General features: G+C 70.2%; 20 protein-coding genes. 9 read left to right on the top strand and 11 right to left on the bottom strand.

The genetic code is table 11. The annotated features are described in order from the left end of the window. The first annotated feature begins 48 nt into the window (after window positions 1–48). Window positions 49–540, top strand: a complete 492-nt coding sequence (locus OHS70_RS36205; RefSeq protein ID WP_328404728.1) for a hypothetical protein — start codon at window positions 49–51, stop codon at window positions 538–540. Window positions 541–856: 316 nt separating this feature from the next. Here OHS70_RS36205 and OHS70_RS36200 read toward each other — a convergent pair whose 3' ends face one another. Both OHS70_RS36200 and OHS70_RS36195 read right to left on the bottom strand, forming a co-directional pair. Further along, a complete protein-coding gene (locus tag OHS70_RS36200; RefSeq protein ID WP_328404726.1) occupies window positions 857–2,038 on the bottom strand; it encodes an RNA polymerase sigma factor in 1,182 nt (393 codons plus the stop codon). An 8-nt stretch (window positions 2,039–2,046) separates the two neighbouring features. Then, window positions 2,047–2,454 (bottom strand): YciI family protein, encoded by a 408-nt coding sequence (locus OHS70_RS36195; RefSeq protein WP_328404724.1) that lies wholly within the window; start codon window positions 2,452–2,454, stop codon window positions 2,047–2,049. A gap of 913 nt (window positions 2,455–3,367) precedes the next feature. Here OHS70_RS36195 and OHS70_RS36190 point away from each other — a divergent pair. After that, window positions 3,368–4,903: a SpoIIE family protein phosphatase gene (locus OHS70_RS36190; protein WP_328404722.1), complete on the top strand. Its 1,536-nt coding sequence runs from the start codon at window positions 3,368–3,370 to the stop codon at window positions 4,901–4,903. A gap of 135 nt (window positions 4,904–5,038) precedes the next feature. On the opposite strand, the gene OHS70_RS36185 is transcribed toward OHS70_RS36190, so the two are convergent. After that, window positions 5,039–5,860, bottom strand: a complete 822-nt coding sequence (locus OHS70_RS36185; protein ID WP_328404720.1) for a DUF427 domain-containing protein — start codon at window positions 5,858–5,860, stop codon at window positions 5,039–5,041. Window positions 5,861–6,007: 147 nt separating this feature from the next. Then, window positions 6,008–6,910 (bottom strand): LysR family transcriptional regulator, encoded by a 903-nt coding sequence (locus tag OHS70_RS36180; protein WP_328404718.1) that lies wholly within the window; start codon window positions 6,908–6,910, stop codon window positions 6,008–6,010. A gap of 108 nt (window positions 6,911–7,018) precedes the next feature. Here OHS70_RS36180 and OHS70_RS36175 point away from each other — a divergent pair, with 108 nt between their 5' ends. Next, the gene (locus OHS70_RS36175) at window positions 7,019–7,375 is read left to right on the top strand and encodes a DoxX family protein (protein ID WP_328404716.1); all 357 of its coding nucleotides are present in this window, start codon (window positions 7,019–7,021) and stop codon (window positions 7,373–7,375) included. Between the two features lie 142 nt (window positions 7,376–7,517). Further along, a complete protein-coding gene (locus tag OHS70_RS36170) occupies window positions 7,518–8,603 on the top strand; it encodes a winged helix DNA-binding domain-containing protein (protein ID WP_328404714.1) in 1,086 nt (361 codons plus the stop codon). A 226-nt stretch (window positions 8,604–8,829) separates the two neighbouring features. Here the strand turns inward: OHS70_RS36170 and OHS70_RS36165 are convergent, their stop codons facing one another. Further along, a complete protein-coding gene (locus tag OHS70_RS36165; protein ID WP_328404712.1) occupies window positions 8,830–9,927 on the bottom strand; it encodes a GlxA family transcriptional regulator in 1,098 nt (365 codons plus the stop codon). 96 nt (window positions 9,928–10,023) lie between these two features. Here OHS70_RS36165 and OHS70_RS36160 point away from each other — a divergent pair, with 96 nt between their 5' ends. After that, a complete protein-coding gene (locus tag OHS70_RS36160) occupies window positions 10,024–10,983 on the top strand; it encodes an NADP-dependent oxidoreductase (RefSeq protein WP_328404710.1) in 960 nt (319 codons plus the stop codon). 499 nt (window positions 10,984–11,482) lie between these two features. Further along, window positions 11,483–11,986, top strand: a complete 504-nt coding sequence (locus OHS70_RS36155; RefSeq protein ID WP_328404707.1) for a hypothetical protein — start codon at window positions 11,483–11,485, stop codon at window positions 11,984–11,986. Window positions 11,987–12,505: 519 nt separating this feature from the next. Here the strand turns inward: OHS70_RS36155 and OHS70_RS36150 are convergent. Beyond that, window positions 12,506–13,219, bottom strand: a complete 714-nt coding sequence (locus OHS70_RS36150) for a hypothetical protein (RefSeq protein WP_328404705.1) — start codon at window positions 13,217–13,219, stop codon at window positions 12,506–12,508. A 128-nt stretch (window positions 13,220–13,347) separates the two neighbouring features. Further along, window positions 13,348–14,328, bottom strand: a complete 981-nt coding sequence (locus OHS70_RS36145) for an alpha/beta fold hydrolase (RefSeq protein ID WP_328404703.1) — start codon at window positions 14,326–14,328, stop codon at window positions 13,348–13,350. A 429-nt stretch (window positions 14,329–14,757) separates the two neighbouring features. On the opposite strand from OHS70_RS36145, the gene OHS70_RS36140 reads away from it, so the two are divergent. Together OHS70_RS36140 and OHS70_RS36135 are read left to right on the top strand one after the other, a co-directional pair. Next, window positions 14,758–15,999 (top strand): PP2C family protein-serine/threonine phosphatase, encoded by a 1,242-nt coding sequence (locus tag OHS70_RS36140; protein WP_328404701.1) that lies wholly within the window; start codon window positions 14,758–14,760, stop codon window positions 15,997–15,999. A gap of 310 nt (window positions 16,000–16,309) precedes the next feature. After that, a complete protein-coding gene (locus OHS70_RS36135; RefSeq protein WP_328404699.1) occupies window positions 16,310–16,513 on the top strand; it encodes a ferredoxin in 204 nt (67 codons plus the stop codon). A 29-nt stretch (window positions 16,514–16,542) separates the two neighbouring features. Here OHS70_RS36135 and OHS70_RS36130 read toward each other — a convergent pair whose 3' ends face one another. Beyond that, a complete protein-coding gene (locus OHS70_RS36130; protein WP_328404697.1) occupies window positions 16,543–17,376 on the bottom strand; it encodes an SDR family NAD(P)-dependent oxidoreductase in 834 nt (277 codons plus the stop codon). 273 nt (window positions 17,377–17,649) lie between these two features. On the opposite strand from OHS70_RS36130, the gene OHS70_RS36125 reads away from it, so the two are divergent. Further along, window positions 17,650–18,066 carry a signal peptidase I gene (locus tag OHS70_RS36125; RefSeq protein WP_328404695.1) on the top strand — a complete coding sequence of 139 codons (417 nt, stop codon included), beginning with the start codon at window positions 17,650–17,652 and terminating at the stop codon, window positions 18,064–18,066. Window positions 18,067–18,157: 91 nt separating this feature from the next. Here the strand turns inward: OHS70_RS36125 and OHS70_RS36120 are convergent, their stop codons facing one another. From OHS70_RS36120 to OHS70_RS36110, 3 genes are all read right to left on the bottom strand, one after another. Continuing rightward, a complete protein-coding gene (locus tag OHS70_RS36120) occupies window positions 18,158–18,667 on the bottom strand; it encodes a DUF3592 domain-containing protein (RefSeq protein WP_328404693.1) in 510 nt (169 codons plus the stop codon). A 136-nt stretch (window positions 18,668–18,803) separates the two neighbouring features. After that, the gene (locus OHS70_RS36115) at window positions 18,804–18,989 is read right to left on the bottom strand and encodes a hypothetical protein (RefSeq protein WP_328404691.1); all 186 of its coding nucleotides are present in this window, start codon (window positions 18,987–18,989) and stop codon (window positions 18,804–18,806) included. 225 nt (window positions 18,990–19,214) lie between these two features. Beyond that, window positions 19,215–20,996, bottom strand: a complete 1,782-nt coding sequence (locus tag OHS70_RS36110; protein WP_328404689.1) for a VanW family protein — start codon at window positions 20,994–20,996, stop codon at window positions 19,215–19,217. Window positions 20,997–21,004: the final 8 nt, after the last annotated feature.

The following is a 21,004-nucleotide window of genomic DNA, read 5'->3' as shown; positions in this document are numbered from 1 at the left end:
GCATCTGCCGCTCACCGCGCAAGCGGGGGCGGGCCCAACGACGCAACCATGGAGATCCTGTCGAAGCACGCGCGGGCGGAAGCGCTCGGACTGCTGGAGCAGCTGCTCGGAACGGGGACGCCTGCACCGCGGACCCACTCCGGTGCGGACGTCTGCTACGCCGCCCGCAACGTCCCGGAGTTCGGCAGTCTGTCGATCGACGTGGAACACCCCGAGGGAGTCCAGCCGGGGACCCCCGTGACCGTACGCGCCACTTACGCGGGCGACCTCGTGCGGTTCGAGGTCCCCCTCGCTCCCGCGGCTGAGGAGGACGTCAACGCCGAGCCCTTCAAGAGCAACGGCGTCCCCACCCACTTCCTCGCCTTCGACCACGTGGTCCCGGCCGACTGGACGGTGTCGGCGACGGCCGGCACCTGGTCGGTGGAGACGACCGTCCGAGTCGGCACGCGCGTCCTCGCACCGGACGGCTCGGTGGAGGGCAAGCGAACGCAGCTCAAGGCGACGGTGGGCAAGCCAGGGCTCGTCCAGGTCGTCGAGTGAGCCAAACGGCCACAGCCTCCTCCTGGCGGCGACCGTCGGCTTGTGGCCGATCGTCAGGCTGTGAGCGCTCGTGGCCACCGGGACCGCACACTTCGCCCCACCACGCGTCACCGTGATGCCCAGCCTCGACGCGCTGGTGGCCATGGTCCTGTCCTGCCGTTCGTTCCGTTTCCCGGCTCTTCGTGGATGAGCCGGGGTGGGCTGCTTCTCGGGCAGCCGAACCGTCGCTGCAGGGTCACCTTCAACGGGCAGGTCCATTGATTGCTCTGGCCACGGGGCCGCTCCGAGTGCTGCGGGAAAATCCGAGCGCGACCCGTCAGCGGCGCCTGCGGGCGTTGAGCCGGGCGGCCTGGCGCGTCAGGTGGTCGCGCTCGGCAAGGTTGGGCGCCTTTTGGGCCGCCTCGGCGTACAGCCTCGCCGCCGTCGCCAGGTCGCCCTCGCGCTCGTGGAGGTACGCCGCCACCGCGGCGTGGCGGGGGATGGGGTATCTCCTGCTCGAAGAGCTTGGGGAAGAGTTGTCCAGCGCCGCGAGCGCCGCCAGGCCGGCGCGCGGTCCGTCGGCCTCGCCGACGGCCACCGCGCGGTTGAGCCGGACGACCGGGCTGTCGGTCAGGCGCGCGAGCTCGTCGTACCACTCGACGATCTGCACCCAGTCGGTCTCCTCGGCGGTGGGCGCGTCAGCGTGGAGTGCCGCGATAGCGGCCTGGGCCTGGAACTCGCCCAGCCGGTCGCGGGCGAGGGCCGCCTGCAGGATCGCGACGCCCTCGGCGATCGACTTGGTGTCCCACCGGCCGCGGTCCTGCTCGGCGAGCGGCACCAGGCTGCCGTCAGGCGCGGTCCGGGCGGCGCGCCGGGCGTGGTGGAGCAGCATGAGGGCGAGCAGCCCCGCCACCTCGGGGTGGTCGATCGCGGCCGAGAGCTGCCGGGTGAGCCGGATCGCCTCGGCGGCGAGGTCGACGTCGCCGGTGTAGCCCTCGTTGAAGACCAAATAGAGGACGCGCAGCACGGTGGCGACATCGCCGGGTTGGTCGAACCGCACGCCGGAGACGGTGCGCTTGGCCCGGCTGATGCGCTGCGCCATGGTCGCCTCGGGCACCAGGTAGGCCTGGGCGATCTGGCGGGTGGTCAGACCGCCGACGGCGCGCAGCGTGAGCGCGACCGCGGACGACGGCGTCAGCGACGGGTGGGCGCACAGGAAGTAGAGCTGGAGCGTGTCGTCCACCGCGGGCGCGGGCGCGGGCCCGGGCGCCGGCTCCTCGTCGACGAGGTCCTCACGCCGGCGGCGGGCGGCGTCCGCCCGGGTCGCGTCGAGGAACCGGCGCCAGGCCACGGTGACCAGCCAGCCCTTCGCGTCCCGCGGGGGGTCGGCCGGCCAGACGCGGACCGCCTCGACCAGTGCGTCCTGCACGGCGTCCTCGGCCGCCGCGAAGTCGGCTCCGCGGCGGACGAGGACGGCGAGCACGCTCGGTGTAAGGCTCCGGAGCAGTGCCTCGTTCATCGATGGGGTCACTCCGTGATGGTGGGCGGCGCGGTCAGGAACGGGCGCAGCTCGAGCCACTCGTGGATCGGCTTGCCGCCCGCCCCAGGGGCGGCCGACAGTTCTCCCGCCAGCTCGACGGCGCGCTCGTAGCTGTCGACGTCGATGATCATCCAGCCGGCGATGAGGTCCTTGGTCTCCGCGAACGGTCCGTCGGTGACCGGCGGGCGCCCCTCACCGTCGTAGCGGACCCACGCTCCCTCGGGGGCGAGCGCCTGACCGTCGACGAACTCGCCTGTCTTCTCCAGCCGGGCCGCGAAGTCGTTCATGTACTGCATGTGGGCCGAGATCTCCTCCGGGCTCCACTGGTCCATGGGCACGTCGTTGACCGCTGCCGGGGCGCCGCGGTAGTGCTTGAGCAGCAGGTACTTGGCCATCGTGGTTCTCCTCGGTGCTGGTGCGACCCATTGTGGTCGCCTTCATTGCGGGGACGAAGCCAGTCACGGGTTCTCGACATCGCCGTCCGAGTTTTTTGACTCTCGTAGATGAAACTGGGTGAGCCGCACGACTGGACCAGTGGCTCCCGCTCGGCGAGCCGAACAGCGAGGTCGAGGTCACCCGGCACCTCTACCAGCAGATCCGCTCGGACCGTGCCGGCTCCTTCGCGACGGCCCGTCGCAGGTTCGGCACGCAGTGCGCCTGCGCCACCACGGTGCACCGCGCTTGCGGACGGCACCGACATGGACCGTAACCGCCTGCTGACGTGTTGCAACGGGTGGTCGGCGGCCACATGACCGGCGGCCTCACCCACCGCCGCACCGCGAGCGACGGACACGGAGGCCGCAGCCGCGTCGATAGCGCATGCCGGCGCCGCCTCCGGCCGTCGGGCGCACATCGGCGCGAACCCGGTCGTCTCTGCGGCGGGGAGCCGCCTCCCCCAGGAACTCCCAGGTCATCGGGGACCGCACGCCCAGGAGAACGGCATCGACTGCCACCGTGAGAACCGCACTGGCGTAGGGAGGGCACGGCGGTCACGGCGGCCGAGCCGCGGCACAGCGAGCGCTTGTGGGCCGCCCGCATTCACCCGGATCAGGATGGTGCGCATGTGCCGCCCGGTGGCGGCCGCCATGCAGGCCCGATGGTGTTCGGAGGCGTGAACCCGGCGCTGATGGGGACGACCTCGGCAAGCTCCGGCGGCGCCGGCAGGCCCGGGCACAGGATCGCCATGGCTGCGCGAATGGCACTTGTGGGGCGACGATGGAGGAGGTGGAGCCCCGAAGCCGAGGCTCGGTCGTGGGTCGCCGTCCTGATACAGCTGGGCGGCGACGTGCGCAGTGAGGAGGGCCTGGGATGTGCGCAGCCAAGTCCTTCCCGCCTGGTGCCGACCCAAGGGACGTCGCTGCGACATCCGGCGGCCTCCTCGATGTACTGAGCGTGGCGGCCGTCCTCCTCAATGCCGAGGGCAGGATCGATCTCTGGAGTCCGCAGGCCGAGGCCCTGTTCGGCTACACCGCAGAGGAGGCTCTCGGCCAGTACGCGGCCCGTTTGCTGGTCCACGAGAAGGATCGCGGACTTGTGATGGACATGTTCATTCGGGTCATGGAAGGCGGCAGCAGCTGGGCCGGAGTCTTCCCGGTGCGACACAAGGACGGCAGCACGCGGCAGGTGGAATTCCGGAACATGCGGCTACAGGACGACCAGCGGGAGTACTGGGCTCTGGGCCTTGCCGCGGATCAGACGACGCTGCGCGAGCTCGAGCGGGACCTCGCGTTGTCCGCCCGGCTGGTGTCCCAGTCGCCGATCGGACTCGGTGTACTGGACACCGACCTTCGCTATGTCTCGGTCAATCCGGCTGAGGAGCGCATGAACGGCGTGCCTGCCTCCGAGCATCTGGGCCGCCACGTCCATGAGGTGCTGCCCTTCCTGGACGAGTCCTTCGAAGCGACGATGCGTGAGGTCCTGGACACCGGCGTCCCCGTTCTGGACCAGTACACCGTCGGCCGCACCCCGGCCGACCCGGAGAACGAGCATGCCTGGTCGATCTCCTTCCACCGGCTCGAAGCACCCAACGGAACGGTGCTGGGGGTGGTGACCTCCAGCGTGGACGTGACCGAACGGCACCGTGCCGTCCAGGAACAACGCCGCACCGTGCTCACCCTCCAGCGCAGCCTGCTGCCCCACCCGCCACCGCCACGTCCCGGACTGGCGATCGCCTCCCGGTACCAACCCGCCCAGGCAGCCAGCGAGATCGGCGGCGACTGGTTCGACGTCATTCCACTGGGCGGAGACAAGACCGCCCTCGTCGTCGGAGACGTGATGGGCAGCGGTGTCGGCGCCGCTGCCACGATGGGCCAGCTCCGCACAGCCACCCGTACCCTGGCCGGCCTCGACCTCGACCCCGCCCAGGTCCTCCAGCACCTCGACCACATCACCGAAGGCCTGGAGCAGGACACCATCGCCACCTGCGTCTACACCGTCTACGACCCGCTCAGCGCGCAGTGCCACATCTCCCTCGCCGGCCATCTGCCCCCCGCCCTGCTCCGCCTCGACGGAAAGCCCGAACTGCTCGACCTGCCCACCGGAACACCGCTGGGCGTCGGAAAGGCCCCCTTCCACACCACTACGCTCGCCCTGCACCCGGGCGAACAGCTCGTTCTGTACACCGATGGTCTGGTCGAGCGGCGCGACCGAGCCATCGACGAATCCCTGGACGGCCTGCTCGCCCTTCTGGACGACCCCCATCGCTCGCTGGACGACACCTGCGACGTGCTCCTGAACACCCTGCGCCATCCCGGCGACCCCGATGATGTCGCGCTGCTCATCGCCCGGGTCCTGCCCTCCACGCTCAGCACCAACGGCACGCAACTGCCCCAGCCTGAGCACTGAGTGAGCGAGCAGGGGACGCCGCGGAGGTCCGCAAGCTCAGGCCCGGCCTGCGACTTGTCGGAGCCCACTGCCCAACAGGGCGCGAACGGACCGCCTTGACCGGCGCACCTGCGCGACCGCCTTGTGGCCGGAGAGCTACCGCGCCAGCATGTCGCTGAAAGGGGTGACCGGACGTTCCAGCCGCTCGCCGTCGACGACGATGTCGACGGCCTCGTTGTAGAACGCCACCCGCCCCGTGATGGCGCTCATGGCCGGCAGGGGATCGGGGTAGCTCCAGGCGATGTTGCGCGGCACGTCCCCGTCGCCGGCCCACGACCAGTAGTCGGTCGCAACCCCCTTGTACGGGCATCGGGTTCGGTGATCGTCCGGGGTGAAGAGATCGAGCCGGACGTCCTCGCGCGGGAAGTAGTACCGGGTCGGCAGATGGGTTTCGAAGAGAAGCACCGGGGTGCGTGTGTCGGCGACGACCGTGCCCTGGATCTCGACCTGGACGTGCCGGGTACTGGCCAGGGCGTCGACCCGCTTGTACGGGTCACGCGGGTGTACGAAGATCTCCTCTTCTTCTTCGTACCAGTGGTCGAGTACGTCCCGTCCGAACCACTCGAAGGACACGTGATCGGCCAATTCCTCGGCGGGGTACGTCCATGCCGCCCTTGGGACGGTTTCGCCGCCGACCTCCAGGTCGTAGAAAACGGTCGCTCCCGCATGACGTCTCGTGGCCGGTTTCTCGGTCCTGCGCAGCAGGTCCATCCGGACGTCCTCCTCCGGGAAGGCGTACAGCGGTACCGGACGGCCGGGTTCCCACACCAGGACCGGCCGTCGGCTGTCGACGACCGTGACCTCACCCTTCGTCCCGCGTACCCAGCGCCCGCTGGGTTCCCAGGTCACGCGGTCGTCCGGATCGGGCCGACGGCGGGTGACCGGCACGACTCGCGCGTTCTCGTCCGATGGGGTCATGAGCCCTCCTCGATACGTCAAAACCATGGTGCCACTGCTGACAGCCGGGCGGGCTGCGGGCTGCGGGCTGCACGACCCGTGACACCTGCGACCGGCTCCACCGCCGTCCGCCGGGGGTTGCTCACGGGCCGGCCCCGCGCGGCCCCATCACGTCGGGTCCGGCGGCCGGTTGTCCAGGCAGCACCGGACGAAGTCCTGGATGACCGGGTCGGTGTCGGCAGCGGACGCCCAGGCGATGCCGACGCTGCTCGGGCTGACGCCGGTGACGGGGCGGTGGACGATGCCGGGGCGGGGGTAGAAGCGGGCGGCGGACTCCGGGGCGAGGGCGATGCCGTAGCCGTTGGCGATCGCGCTCAGCCACTCGTCGGGGTTCTCGGTGACGGTTCCGATGCGGGCCGGGCGGCCCTCGCGTTCGTCGGTGGCCAGCCAGTAGTCATGCCATGAGCCGGTCTCGGGCGGGGCGGCCACGAACGGTTCGTCCCACAGCTCCCGGAACGGGATCTCGTCCCTGCCGGCCAGAGGGTGTGCGACGGCCAGCACGACGCACCGCGGCTCGGTCAGCAGCACCTCGACGCGCAGCTCGTCCTGGCCGGGGAAGGGCAGCCGTAGCAGCGCGGCATCGACGGTCCCGTCGCCGAGCCCGGCGGTCGGGTCTGACCAGGGTGCCTGCCGCATGTCCACCCGCCAGCCCGGCCGGCGGCGGACAAAAGCGGCGACGATCTGCGGAGTGAGCTCGTTGGCGGCGCTGGCCAGGAACCCGACCCGCAGCACACGGCCGGCCCGGGCGGCGGCGCTCCTCGTCCCCCGCAGCAGCCGGTCCCAGTCGGTGAGCAGCCCCGGCACCCCAGCGGCCAGAGCACGGCCCGGTTCGGTGAGAGTCATCCCGGCCCGGGAGCGGGTGAACAGCTCCACACCCAGCTGGGCCTCCAGTTGCCTGATCTGCTTGGTCAGCGCCGGCTGCGACACGAACAGCCGCCGTGCGGCGCGGGTGAGGTTTCCCTCCTGCGCGACGGCGGCGAAGTACCTCAGCAGCCGCGTGTCCACATCCATGCCGTCAGGTTATGGATGCAGGTATTGGACTCGCAACGCCGGACGTGAGGAAGGTGGAGATCAAGAGAACAGGCACATTCGCCTCGATCTCAGCCCGGGGAGGAATCCATGTTCACCGCCTACGCCACGGTCACCGTCCTGACCGCGATTGCGCTCGGCTACGGCGCCTGTCTGGACCTGGTGCGCCACGAGTCGATCGCCGTGATCGCAGACAGACTGAGTGTGCCCCGGTCATGGATGGTCCCGTTGGGCACGCTCCTCGGCGCGGGCGCGCTCGGACTGCTGATCGGCTTCGCTGTGCCGTTGATCGGAACGGCGGCCGCGGCAGGCCTCGTCCTGTACTTCCTCGGCGCCGTGGGCGCACACCTACGGGTGGGCGACCGCAGGCTCGGCGCCGCGGCCGCGTTCCTCTCGCTCTCCGTCGCCGTACTGGCCCTGGGCCTGGCCCACCACGGCGCATGGTGAACCGCCTGCCGACGGCACCGACCCCACGAAGTCTTCCAACCGCGGCTGCGCGTCACACGTCCGCTGATGTGACTGGCGACAGTGCGACTACCGGGTGCGGGCGTGTGTACGGTACGGACAGACGTATGCAGGGGGCAGAGTCGTGAGCAGCGCACACCGGATCGAAGTGGGCCGGGAGCAGGTACTGGCCCATCGGGTGGCGGCTCATGGGTTCGACCGCTCCTCGCTCGCGCCGCGGGTACTCGATCTGGGAGTGCAGGACACGCCGAAGGGCTCGGCACGGGCGGCGCTGGCCGCGCGGGGCGCGTCCGCTGACGGGCTGGACCTCGTGTGGTCGTTCCGCGGCGCGCCCCATCTGCACCGGCGTACCGACCTCCCGGCCCTCGCCACCGCCTTGTGGCCCGTCGACGACACGGACGCGACGGCCCGGATCAATACCGCTGTGATCAAGGAGGGCAGGCGGCTCGGTCTGGGGGCCTTCCGCGCCACCGCCGAGGCCTTCCGCGAGGTGGTGACCGCGCCGATGGTCAAGGGCGAGGTCAGTACAGCGGTGAGCAGGTTGGTGCCCGCGTCACTGACGTACTGGTGCGACGCCTGCGAAGCGCAGCACATCTCCGGGCTGCTCTTCCAGCAGGCCGGACTGTTCGGTGGGATCCGGGTGGACGCGGAAGGGGTCAGGACCCTCCTCGCGCCGCTGGAGCAGCGGTTCCCCGTGCCGTCCACGGCCACGGGCACGGACGGACTGGTGCGTGCCTATCTGCGTCTTCTCGGTCCTGCCACACCCGCCGACGTGGCGAAATTCCTGGGCACCAAGCCGACCGTCGTCAAGGCGGTGTGGCCACAGGATCTGGCCGAGGTGTGGGTGGACGGGGAGAAGACCTGGCTGCCCGCCTCCGGACTGGACGCCCTGCGTGCCGCGAAGAGCCTGGATCTGGTCCGGCTCCTTCCGCCGGGCGATCCGTTCCTGCAAGCGCGGGATCGCGGGCGGCTGGTGCCCGACAAGGACCGGGCGAAAGAGATCTGGCGGGCGATCGGAGGGCCCGGGGCTGTCCTGGTCGGTTCGGAGATCGCCGGAACCTGGCGCGCCAAGGCCGCCGGCGCCGAACTCGACCTGACCGTCACGCCGTTCGGGTCACTGTCCGCTGCCGTCCGCAGGGCCCTGGAGGCGGAGGCCGGCACCGTGGCATCGGCCCGTGGCGCGGCGGAGGTCAGGCTGCACTTCGCCTAGCGCTTCGCCACCTGCGCCGATCCTGACCGGTCGGGGCACGGTGGAGCGTTGAGCCTGATGGAACGGCTCCGGCATCGCAGTTCGTGGCCACTGATGTGATCGCCTCGCAAACACGGCGGGACCGGCGCCGGCGGTCCGCCGTACCCGCCCTGCCGGTCGCGACCGCCGGGCCGCGGTCACCGGCGCGCGACTGGCGCGCCCCGCATGCTGCCGAACGGCAGGGGCGTCAAGCACGTGATGCGGTGAGCTCCGTCCGCCCGGACGCCGGGCCGTCGCCTCGGTCGGCGGCTGTGGCGCGGAAGGTCCGGCGATAGGCGGCGGGTGAGACGCCGACAAGGTCGCGCATGTGCTGCCGCAGCGAGTTGGCGCTGCCGAAACCGGCCCGGTCGGCGATCAGGTCGATGGACAGGTCGCTGGTCTCCAGCAGTTGCTTGGCCACCTCCACCCGCTGAGCGGTGAGCCACTGCCCCGGAGTGACGCCCGCCTCGTCACGGAACCGCCGGGTGAAGGTCCGCACGCTCATCCGGGCGTGCTCGGCCAGCTCCCCCAGTGACAGCGGCAGGTGCAGTCGCTCCAGTGCCCAGGCCCGGGTGGGAGCGGTAGTGGCGGCAGCCGGGGGCGGCACGGGTCGCTCGATGTACTGCGCCTGTCCGCCGTCCCGCCACGGCGGCACGATGCAGCGCCGGGCCACCTGGTTGGCGACGGCACTGCCGTGGTCGCGTCGCACCAGGTACAGGCACACGTCGACCCCGGCCGCCGCGCCGGCCGAGGTGAGCACGTCGCCGTCGTCGACGAAGAGGACGTCCTCGTCGATGCGCACCTGCGGGAAGAGCCTTCGGAAGTGCGCGACCTCTGCCCAGTGCGTGGTGGCGGGGCGGTCGTCGAGCAGCCCGGCCGCCGCGAGCACGAAGGCCCCCGTGCAGATGGACACCGTCCGGGTGCCCGGCCGGATCCGTGCCAGAGCCGCGTCCAGCGGTCCGGGCAGCACGCCCTCCTCTCCGACCGGCCCCAGTCGGTGCGTCGGCGCGATGACCACGGTGTCCGCGTGTTCCAGGGCCTCGGGGCCGTACTCCACGTCGATGGAGAAGCCTGCCTCGGTGCGCACCGGCCGTCCGTCGGGGGTGCAGACGGACACCTCGTAGAGCGCGCGTCCGTCCGCCGAGCGAGCCGTCCCGAAGATGCGTGCGGGGATGCCCAGCTCGAAGGTCATCACTCCGTCGAGGGCGAGAACCACGACGCGGTGCGGATCAGGGCCGGGAGGGACGACACAGCCGTCACGCACGGTCCATTCGGCACTCTGGTTCGGCTCCTGCGCAGCAGTCATGGCCAGATTCTGTCACATCATGGCCATCCGGCCAGTTCTGAGGACCGGGGAAAGCGCCGAAGGTGGTGGCGTACCGAGAAACGGGAAGGACATCTCATGAACGACACCACGATGCGCGCGATCACCCCCACCTCCTGGGGCGGCCCGGAAGTACTGACCATCGCCGAGCTCGCCCGTCCCGTGCCCGGGCCCACGGAGATCCTCGTGCGGGTCCACGCCGCCGGCGTCAATCCGGTCGACTGGAAGACACGGTCCACGGGCGGGTTCGGGATGCACGGGGAGCCCCCGGTGCTGGGTTACGACGTATCGGGCGTCGTCGAGGCGGTCGGCCTCGGGGTGACGCTGTACCGGCCGGGCGACGAGGTGTTCGGCATGCCCGAGTTCCCGCGCCAGGCCGGCGGCTACGCGGAGTACGTCACGGGCCCGGCGCGGCACTTCGCCCGCAAGCCCGCCGGCCTCACCCACGTGGAGGCCGCCGCGCTGCCGCTGGCCGGCCTCACGGCATGGCAGGCGCTTGTGGAGACGGCACGCCTCGACGCCGGTCAGCGTGTCCTGATCCACGCGGCCGCGGGCGGCGTCGGGCATCTCGCGGTGCAGATCGCCGCGGCCCGGGGCGCGTACGTCATCGGCACGGCCCGGGAGGACAAGCACGCACTCCTGAAGGAACTGGGCGCCGACGAGGTGATCGACTACACCCGCGAGGACTTCGTCGAGCGGCTCGGGCGCAGCGTCGACGTGGTCCTCGACTCCGTGGGCGGCGACTACGGGCCCCGGTCCCTGCGGGTGCTGCGTGACGGCGGCACCCTCGTCACCCTGCCCTCCCCCGACGACGTGCCCGCCGCCGAGGAGAACGGCGCACATGGGATTCGCACCGGGTTCACGCTGGTGGAGCCCGACTCCACCGGGATGATCGCCCTTGCCGGGCTCGCCGAGAAGGGCAGCCTGCGACCCGTCGTCGAGACGGTGCTGCCGCTGGAACGTGCGGCCGAGGCCCACCGGCTGGGCGAGGCCGGCCGCACACGGGGCAAGATCGTGCTCTCGGTCCTGGAGGACTGAGCGAGCGACGCGCCGCGGGGCGCCCGGTCCTGCTGGTGCGCGGGGGTGCGTGAGGCGACGACCGTCAGAAAGCGCCGGCTCTCGCACGGGCCCTCGGTGAGCACCGAGGGCCACAACCCCACGCCTGGACCTCACCCGCCCGGGGCAGGACCATGGCGGCGCCTCGCGGCAACTGCACCGGGAGACCACCCGTCCCGGCCCCCGCCCCCGCATTCAATGCATGGGCCGCCGGCCGAGCACGCCCTCTCGTCGCCCCGCACAGGGCAGTTGGCTCTCAGTCGGCCGTTTCCGGCGCACCGATACCGGTCGCACCCAGCACCCGACGCTCCGGTCAGTTGTCCGTCGGGCGTCCCACTGTCGGACGGGTGAGAGTCGGCCGGCTCCGGCATGTTGCGGGAATCGCCGCCGGATGGATGAACCAGGCGCTTCGGTTGAGTTATGTAATTGACACCGAATCACACAATGAGATTGTTGAGCGCACCGAAGAAGCCGCGTTCACATGCGAGGAACAATGCTTTCCATTTCGAAGTGGGGCGTGGTGGCAGCAACGGCGTTGTCGCTCGTAACTCTCGCGGGTTCCGCCTCTGCATCCAACGACCCGTACCCCCTGAACTGGGGCAGCGTGAGCCGCGCGGAGGTCATCAGCCTGACGTCGACGGGCACAGGAACCACGATGGTCGACCACGGCGCACCCGGACGAGGGATCGGCGACCAGATCATCATCACCGCGAACCTCTTCCGCAGAGGCGTCAGTTACGGCACCGAAGGTGCGGTGTGCACCCGAATGTCGGCGCAATCCAACCTCTGCACAGGCACGTTCAGCCTTCCTCGGGGGCAAGTGACGTGGCAACACCTGCAGACCACCACTGTCGGCACCCCGCCCAGCGACTTCGACCTCGCCATCACCGGCGGCACCGGCGCCTACGCCACTGCCCGTGGCTATGGTCACGTCGCCCGCATTTCTGAGCCTGGCGGCGCCCTCACCCTCTATCTCGTGCACTGATTCCTCTCGCCACAGCACGCCCGCATGTCGCGTTGTATGCCTCGCCGCTGATCTGCTGGAAGCGGATCGTTCGCCACGCTGCTTCGGACATGATCTGGGCCATGTCGCTCGGGGCAGCTCGGCACCGCCCACCGCTACGTCACGGGTGCGCCGCCCGTACCCGTGACGATGGCATTGCCCCAAGGGTCCCGATCGACGGCCGCCGGGCACTCGTCCGCGCCGCTGCGGCGGGCATGGCCGGGCCGTGCGGAGCGGGGGCCGACATGACCGGTTGCCGCGTCAAGGGAGTTGCGTACCCCACGTTTCGGCCGCTGATTGAACGGCGGGCCGGTCCGGTCCCGTTTACCTCGGTAACCGGTGACCCTTCTCCAGACCGGTGAGTGAGTGAGGTTCGCACATGTCAACGGTCGTTCCGAAAGACGCCAAGAGCCGCCTTCTGACGGCTGGTTGCTGCCCGGCCGGGTCGGCCGACCGCGGTTGCTGCCGGCGACTCCCTTACTGATCGGTCGAGCCCATGGACTACTGCTCCCCTTGCCGCCGCACCCTCAACGGCGCCGTGACCTGCCCGGAGTGCGGGGCGTACGACTCCCGCATGGCACCGCCGAGCGAGCCGGACAGCGGTGCTCCGGCAGTCGACACGACGATGCCGAATGCCCTGTTCAGCGCGGGACCGGGCTCCTTGGAGTCCTTCGACATTCCCTCGTCACCGGCTCCCTCGGCCGAGGTGCCCGCAGCCCGGCGGCAGTGTCCGCCGCGCGTGAAGAAGTACGGCGGCCGGAGTCTCGCCGCGGCCACCATCGCCGTGCTCGGCGGCATGGCCGGCGCAATGCTGCTGCCCCAGCACTCCGCAGGTGTGCCACAAGCAGCGCCCAGCCCGGAACAGGCATCCCCCGACGAGCCCCCGGCCCCCGTCACCAACGGACCGAAAGCCACCCGTTCACCGGAACGTGCGGCCACGCACCCGGCCAGGGGAAGCGTCCGGGACCGCACCAGCGGAGCGCCCCAGCGTCCACGCGCGTCGGCCGCTCCCCGGGAATCACCGGCCTCCCAGTCTCCTCCTGCCGACACCAGTCCGCCGCCCGTGAAGGCCCGGCCGACCCCCCGCCCTTCCAGTGGCCGCCCCAGCCATTCGGCGTCGCCGACACCGACGCCGACGCCGAGTGCTTCCGCAAGCCCTTCCGACGGTGCCTCGCCCACGAGCAGTCCCACACCGAGCACCACGGGGCGTGCCACTGACTGATCCGCACGGGGCGTACCCCACCCGCAGGCAGGACAACCGGTCCTGCCGGTCGCAGGCTTCGCGCAGCAGCGCGAGCGCCGGAACGTCGGCGTCCCCTTGGCCGTCCGGTCGGAGCAAGGCTTCAGGAGGGCAGAGAGGCGAGCCAGTCGGTCAGAAGCCGGTTGACCTCGGCCGGGCGCTCCTGCTGGATCCAGTGGCCGCAGCCGTCGAGGATGTGGGAGGAGACCAGGCCGGGCAGTGTGGTGGGGTAGGCATCGATCGCGTCGGCCATCCAGGTGGTGGGGGCGTCCAGGCCGCCTCCGATGAACAGGGACGGCTGGGCGATGGGGGCGCCGGCGAAGCGGGCGAGGTCTTCCCAGTCCTGATCCATGTTCCGATAGCGGTTCAGTGCCCCGCTCATGCCGGTCCGCTCGAACTCCCCGGCGTAGACATCGAGGTCGTTCTCGCTGAGCCACGCGGGCAGCCGGTCGGCGGGGAACCGGTCACGCAGCCTCCCGCCCCGGCTGACGAAGTACGGGGCGGGGGCGCCGGGGCCGGGCATGGTGTCGGCGGACAGGGCAGCGAAGAATCCCGCCAGCCAGCCTCGCACATCGGGCTCGATCTCGGCCTCGGCCCGGCCGGGCTCCTGGAAGTAGGAGACGTAGAACTCCTCGTCCCCGCCCATCCGCGCGAAGACCTCGCTCGGCCTCGGTCCGCCGCGCGGGGCGTAGGGAACACTGAGCAGCCCCATCGCGCGGAAGACGTCCGGCCTGACCAGAGCCGAGTTGGCGGCGATGGCCGCCCCCCAGTCGTGGCCGACGATCACCGCGGACTGTTCGCCCAGCGCGTGCACGGCCGCGGCGTTGTCGTCGACCAGATCGAGCATCCGGTACGCGGCCGTGTCGCCGGGCCTGGAGGACCGGCCGTAGCCACGGACGTCGACGGCGACCGCCCGGTACCCGGCCGCGGCCAGGACCGGCAGCTGATGACGCCACGAATACCAGGACTCCGGGAATCCGTGCACAAGCAGCACCAGCGGCCCGGTGCCCTGCTCCACCAAGTGGATCCGGCCTGCGGGCGAGGGAACCAGCCGGTGCGTGAGGGCCGTGACCTGCTGCGACATGAACACTCCAGGACTCTCGGTCTGTCAGCGCCATCATGGGTGCCTGATCGTGCGCGATCAGCGGGGACATGGCGAGCCTTGTTGCCGCTCCGGCAAGAAGCGTCCGAGCGGTCGTACCTGAGTCCCGATGTGCCTCGCCGTCCCGCGACCGCAATGACCGGACGGTGCATCCGCCTCCCGTACTCGTGACCATCGACTGCCTGCGGCACACCGCGTTCCCTCGATGTGGATCAACCGCAGTCGCCTGGCACCCCAAGGACGCCGGGCGGCTGCCCCACGAGCTGATGGCGGCGGGGCACCAGCCTGTCGTCCGGCGCAGCAATGGATGTGCCCGGCGCCGACGCGAAGAACGCCGCAGATCGTCGTGGCAGGCGAGAACGCCGGGCGCCTCCTAAATTGGTAGTGGTCCGCCGGTCCAAGGGGACGCATGTGACGATTCCAGAGATCGATTACGCGGCGTTGTTCGCGGCGACGCCCAGCCCGTACCTGGTCCTGAATGCCGACCTGAATATCGTCGGCGTCAACCAGGCATATCTGGAGGCGACCGGGCGGACGCGAGACAACCTGATCGGGCAGTACATCTTCGACGCGTTCCCGGACAACCCCGCAGACCCCAAGGCCGACGGAGTGCAGAATCTCAGCGCCTCGCTGCACCGGGCACTGGCCTCCCAGGAGCCCGACAGCATGGCACTGCAGAAGTACGACATTCCGCTCATGGACCAGCCCGGTACGTTCGAGGAGCGGTGGTGGAGCCCGATCAACACCCCTGTCCTTGGACCCGACGGTACCGTGGCGTGGATCATCCACCGGGTGGAGGATGTCACCGCGTTCGTCCGTACCCGTCGACACCGGCTCCAGGGCACAGACCTGAGCGAGCGGGAACAGACCATGGAATCCGAGCTGTATGCCCGGGCCCGGGAGCTGCAGCTGCTGAACGAGGAACTGCGGCTGGCCCACGCCCGCGAACGCAAGGTCGCGCTGACCTTGCAGGAGGCCATGCTCCATTCGCCCGACCTCGATGAGCGCACGGACGTCGCGGTGCGCTACCTGCCCGCAGCCGGCTCGCTGAACGTGTGCGGTGACTGGTACGACGTGATCAACCTGTCCGGAGACAGCTTCGCAGTGGCGGTCGGCGACGTGGTCGGCCACGGACTGGAGGCTGCCAGCGTCATGGGTATGCTCCGCAGCGCGCTGAGCGCGGCGATGCGCACCGCCAACGGCCCCGCCAAGGCCATGGAGGTTCTCGGTCTGTATGCCCGCAGCGTTGTCGGTGCCCTGGCCACCACCGCCGTCGGGATCACGATCGACAGACGCCGCCGCCTGATCACCTACAGCTGCGCCGGCCACCCGCCGCCGGTCCTCATGCACGCCGACGGAACCTGCGCACTGCTGGACCAGGCGACCGACCCGCCACTGGGCGCCCGCCCCGACCATGTCCCTCGCCCGCAGGTCAGCCTGTCGTACACCCCGGGAGACACCCTTGTGGTCTACACCGACGGGCTCATCGAACGCCGCGACGAAGACATCGACACCGGGCTCACCCGCCTGACCGACACACTCGCCCAGCAGGAACGGCAGGACCCGGACCGCCTGGCAGACACGCTGCTGGCCCGCCTCGGCGTCAGCGGCGGCGCCAGCGACGACATCGCCCTGGTCATCGTCCGACTGTGACCCCGGCGGGTGGCAGCCATCGCCGCAGGTGATCCGGCCCGGCTCCGGCCCGGCGTCCCGTCTCAGCCGCCGCCGCGTCGGATCACTCGGGCATCCGCAAGGTGCAGAGATCGGGGGTTTTCTCGAGGAATCCCTCGCCGAGCACGGACTCCGCCGCAGGGCGGACACCAGAGACGAGTCGCCCGTCTGATCCAGCCCCGGTTCCCCGACCGGGTGACGCCCGGCGGGTTTGACGTGCGACGGGGTCGGCCCACGCGATCATGCCACTGGCGTGAGACCTCGTGTGCCGGACGTTCGGAGGGATGGGCCAGTGTCCTCTACCAAGATCAGCGTCAACAGCGACACCTGCATCGCAAGCGGGCAGTGCGCCTTGACAGCCCCTTCCGTGTTCACCCAGGACGACGACGGGTTCGGGACGGTGCTGCCAGGGCGGGAAGACGGGGCGGGAGATCCGCTCGTACGGGAAGCCGCCAGGGCCTGCCCCGCACAGGCCATCGAGTTCTCGGAGGCCTGACCGCTCCCCGCGTGGCGCAGGCCCTTCGATCACTGCGCACTTCGGTTCAGCTGTCCGACCAGGCGATGGGTCAGCTCCATGAGGCGCCGGCGGGCGTCGACGTCGTACGCCTGCTCGTGGGCGCGAGTGTCCGTGAACTGGTCGAAGTAGCGGCCGGTAGTGGATTCCAGGTCCGGGTCGGTGACCAGCCGCACCGTCGGCCGTACGCCCTCGTCAATGGTTGTCACGGGAGTGAGGCCGTACTCCCGCACTCCGTCGGTGTCCATCAGATGGGCCGGGTGGAGGGTGTTCACGGTGACGCCGGTGCCGGTGAGTTCGGCGGCCAGCTCGAAGGTCGCCATGATCATTGCGAGCTTGCTCCTGCAGTAGGCGCGTAGTCCCTCGTAGCCCTGCTCCAGCATGACGTCGTCGAAGTCGATGGCCTCCTGCCCGATCGAAGCCACATTCACCACGCGGGCGGGGGCGGACGCGGCGAGCAGCGGCAGCAGGTCGCGGGTGAGGGCGTACGGGGCGAGGTGGTTCACGGCGAACCGCAACTCGTGCCCCTGTTGGCTCAGTTCCCGACGCAGGGGCTCGGAGCCGCCACCGGCAACCGCGTTGTTGACCAGCGCGTCGAGGCGGGGCTCCGCGGCCCGCACCTGGTCGGCCATCGCGTGCACATGGTCGAGGTCGGCCAGATCCGCGAGGTAGGTGCGGACCGTGGCGTGCGGTGCGGTGGCGCGGACCTCAGCTGCAACGGCATCGAGGCGGGTGCGGTCGCGGCCGTGGAGCAGGACGGTGTCGCCGCGTGCGGCGAGGTGCAGTGCGATACCACGGCCCAGCCCTTGGGTCGCGCCGGTGATCAAGGTAGTGCGTCGCTTCATGGCCGCGATCCTGGCAGGCGGGGTGCGGTACGAGGCAGTGTGTACTGATCCTGGTGTTGCCACCACCAGCCGGGGATTGCCCAACTCCGTGCGCGACGGGACCTGATCGAACGGCGTCTGTCTGCTGTGTGCGGCCCGGACGGTCCGGTCGTCAGGGTCCGTCACCGTGGACGACCGGTCTGCTGCCGGCGGCGCCGAGACCTTCAAACGCACCCTTCGGCCTGGCATGACCCTTGCGAGAGCTGATGTGGTCGACTGCTACCTTGCGAAACCATGAACGACAGCGTGTACGTGGGCAATGCGGGCGAGGACGCACTTGTGGACCGGGGATGGCTCCTCGGACACTTCAAGGAAGCTTCTGACCCCCGGCACAGTGAGGCCGTTGAGATCAAGTGGGGTGTCCACCCGCAGGGCGATGAGCGGGCGCGGTGGGTGACCGGCGAGGAGCGTACCGCCCTGTTGGTCCTCGTCAGCGGCCGCTTCCGTGTGGAACTTCCCGGCCGCAGTGTGCTCCTGGCCCAGCAGGGCGACTACGTCGTGTGGGGTCGGGGCGTCGATCACTCCTGGTTCGCGGAGGAAGAATCCGTCGTGCTGACGGTTCGCTGGCCGTCCATGCCCGGCTACAAGGTCACCGACGAGGAGCGGAACGCGGCATCGCTCTCCAACCCGGCCCGGCAGACGGCGCCCTGACCCGGCTCCCGGCGAACGGCCGTTGAACCGGGTCCTCCTCGGCGGTCCGACTGCGCGGCACACAGCCGAGGGCGGGGCCGCCGGCCAGAACCTAGGGCTCGGTGATCCAGTCCTCCGTGTCGGAAATGGTCCCGCCGTCATCGACCACTTCGTCGGTGGCCGCGGCAAGACCGAAGCCGGTCGCGGCGAAGAAGAGCCCCGCGCATATGAAGACCGTCACCACTCCGCCGACCAGGTACGGACCGATCCCCAACCCTGATGATGCCGTGGCCGGTACCGCCCGCTCAGGGCGCTGCGGCAGATAGCGCACGGGAACGATGTCCCCCACCACATACGGCACTTCCGAGGTGACCTCGGCCCGCGCATCCCGCCCGTCGGGCGTCCGGAACCCGAGGATCAGACGCCGCTGGCTGTGCCCGTGCCCCTCCGACGAGCGGTTGTGCACCACGAACGTCTCCAGACAGCGGGCCTCCGCAACAAGCCCCTCCCGCAGAGTCCGCCTGTACTCCAGGACCTTGCGCACCGTGAGAACGAGCATCACGATCCCGAGAGCCGCAAACAGCAGCCCGATCGTCCCGATGACCCACTCCGCTTCACCCACAGCAAACACCCTCATCCCCCGCTGATGGCCCGACATCACGCTTCTGCGCGCAGGGCCGACGACACCTGTGAAGATACACAGCCGGGACCAGCGGTTCCCGTTCCGGAGCAGCGGCGAACCGGCCCGTGCCCTGCGCTCAGCCTTGGCGTGACCGGTCGGACGGACCCTGGTCTACGGCTTTCTGCCACGCCGTCGTGCCGAGCAGTCCCGTGTCACCGACGTCGAGGCCACCCTCCGGCTGCACCGTCTGGCGGTCGACCCCGGCGGTCGGGGCGATCTCCACGTACACGCCGCTCCCCCGCTGTGTCTGTACGACGGTCATGGCGCGATCATCACACGCGCCTCGTACGCCCCGGACATGATCCGCCGAACACAGGAGTGCCACCGGGTGCAACGCCAACGCGACTGGGCCTGCGCCCGTTGGCCGGCTCCCCTCTGCCGCGGCAACGATCCGTCCAAGGCGGACCGTTCCCGTTGGCGTCAGATCTGAGCGGGACGACGCGTCACCGGTCTTCCGCCTGCCCGCCCAGCAGGCCGAGCGGAATTGTCAGCTGAGGGGGTCACCGTCGGCCTCGAGCGCGCGCAGAATGTCCTCTGCCGCCGTGGGTGCCGGCTCCTCCGCGTTGCACGTGACCTTGTCACGAGGCGTGTAGTGGGTCTTGAAGTTCTCTCGCTTGACTTCCCGGCCGCCCTGCACGAAGACGCGGTCGACGGCGACATCGAAGCCTTCGAGCGGGGTCTGGACCTCGCACGTCGGGCCACTGCCCGGGCGAATGCCCGGCTCCTTGATGTTGGTGCGCGGCCCCTGGGTCGCACGTATCTCGTCGTACTTCTTCGTGCCGAGGAAGGTGATGGTCACCGAGGTACCGGTGGACTCGGCCTGGATGTAGAGGGCGTTGCCGGAATCGTTGATCCACCGCAGATCGAGGGTGCCCCACGCGACCGTGGCCTCGCGGCCCTCGGGGTAGCGCTCGATGTAGAAGGAGTGGGCGCCGTACTCCACCGGCTTGACGCCTGCGAAGAACATGGCGTTGAACATGGTGGTGGCAACGGCAGAGACCCCGCCGCCGGGAGACTTCACGTACTGACCATTGTTGATCATGATGCCGTCGACGAAGCCGTTCCCCTTGGTGCGCTCGCCGACCGTCCGGTTGAAGCTCCACTCCTGCCCCGGGAGGACCACCGACCCGTTGATGAGCTCCACGGCGCGGCCGATGTTGGTGCTGCGGTAGGGGGCGGGCGGGAAGGAGACGGTGAAGGAGGAGACCTTTTCCTTGATCCCGAGCCGCTGTGCTGATGCGCTGGTGAGCTGCGGCTGAACGGTTTCGGCCGCAAGCTCGCCGGTGCGGGCCGCGCCGGAGCGCGTCAGCAGGGGTACGACGGCCTCTCCGAGCGCTTTCTCCGTGATCTGCCGTCCCTCGCGGCTCCCGTGCGCCACCACGCGGTCACGGTCGTCGAGCCGGAACGTGGCATCCCGGGGTGCCTGCGTGGCTGCCTGCACCGAGCCCGAGACATCGGGGTCGGTGAGCAGGCCCTTGGAGTCGAGGTCCGGCGCGAGGTGGTTCCGGCCGTCCGGCTTCATCGCCAGATGACGACCGAGCGCCTCGGGGCCGATGGATATGCGCTTCTCGGCGAATGTGAGCGTGATCGGGCCGGAAACCGCGGGCTGGGCGAACTCCTTCATGGCCCGCGCGGTCTCCTGCGCGCCGATCCGCGGCTGCGTCTGCTTCACCGGCATCACGACGGGACCGGCGGCCGTACGGGGGTACGCGTCGCGAAGGGTGTCCAGAGCCTGGTCTGCGACCAGGGCGACGCCGGTGGCCGGAGCGACGGCTTTTGCCTTGCCGTTCTCGAACGTTATCGCGCCGTCGCGGACCTGCCGGCCGGCGGTCGCACCGATGCGGTCGACGGCGGCCCGGCTCTTGCGCTCGTCCATGCGTATCACCGGATCGACGTCCCGGTCCTCAGAGGCGAAGAGCCTGCCGATGACGGAGAACGGATCGATTCCTGCGCCGGCGGCGCGGTCGGCGGTGGCGGCGGTGTCGAGGGACAGCCCGAGGGCTCCGGGATCGGCCTTCTCGACGCGGTCACCGATCTTCATCGCAACCGGTGCCGCGGCAGCCTGCCCGAGCTCACGGTCCAGGACCCGCTGCGCCTCCACCCTGCCCATCCCGCCGATGTCGACGCCGCGCACCCGCGTGCCCTCGGCGATGTCGTCACCGGCCACCAGACCGGTGGCGTAGAGGCCTCCGACCCCGAACACGACAGCCACTCCTGCGACGGGCAGAGCGATCCGCCAGTTGCCGGTCCTGCTGGCTGTGCGTTCCATGTTTCTCC

It is taken from the genome of Streptomyces sp. NBC_00390, from assembly GCF_036057275.1.
Taxonomy (GTDB): domain Bacteria; phylum Actinomycetota; class Actinomycetes; order Streptomycetales; family Streptomycetaceae; genus Streptomyces.
The sequence above is the reverse complement of the archived record's forward strand: the minus strand, read 5'-3'. Positions and strand labels throughout refer to the sequence as shown.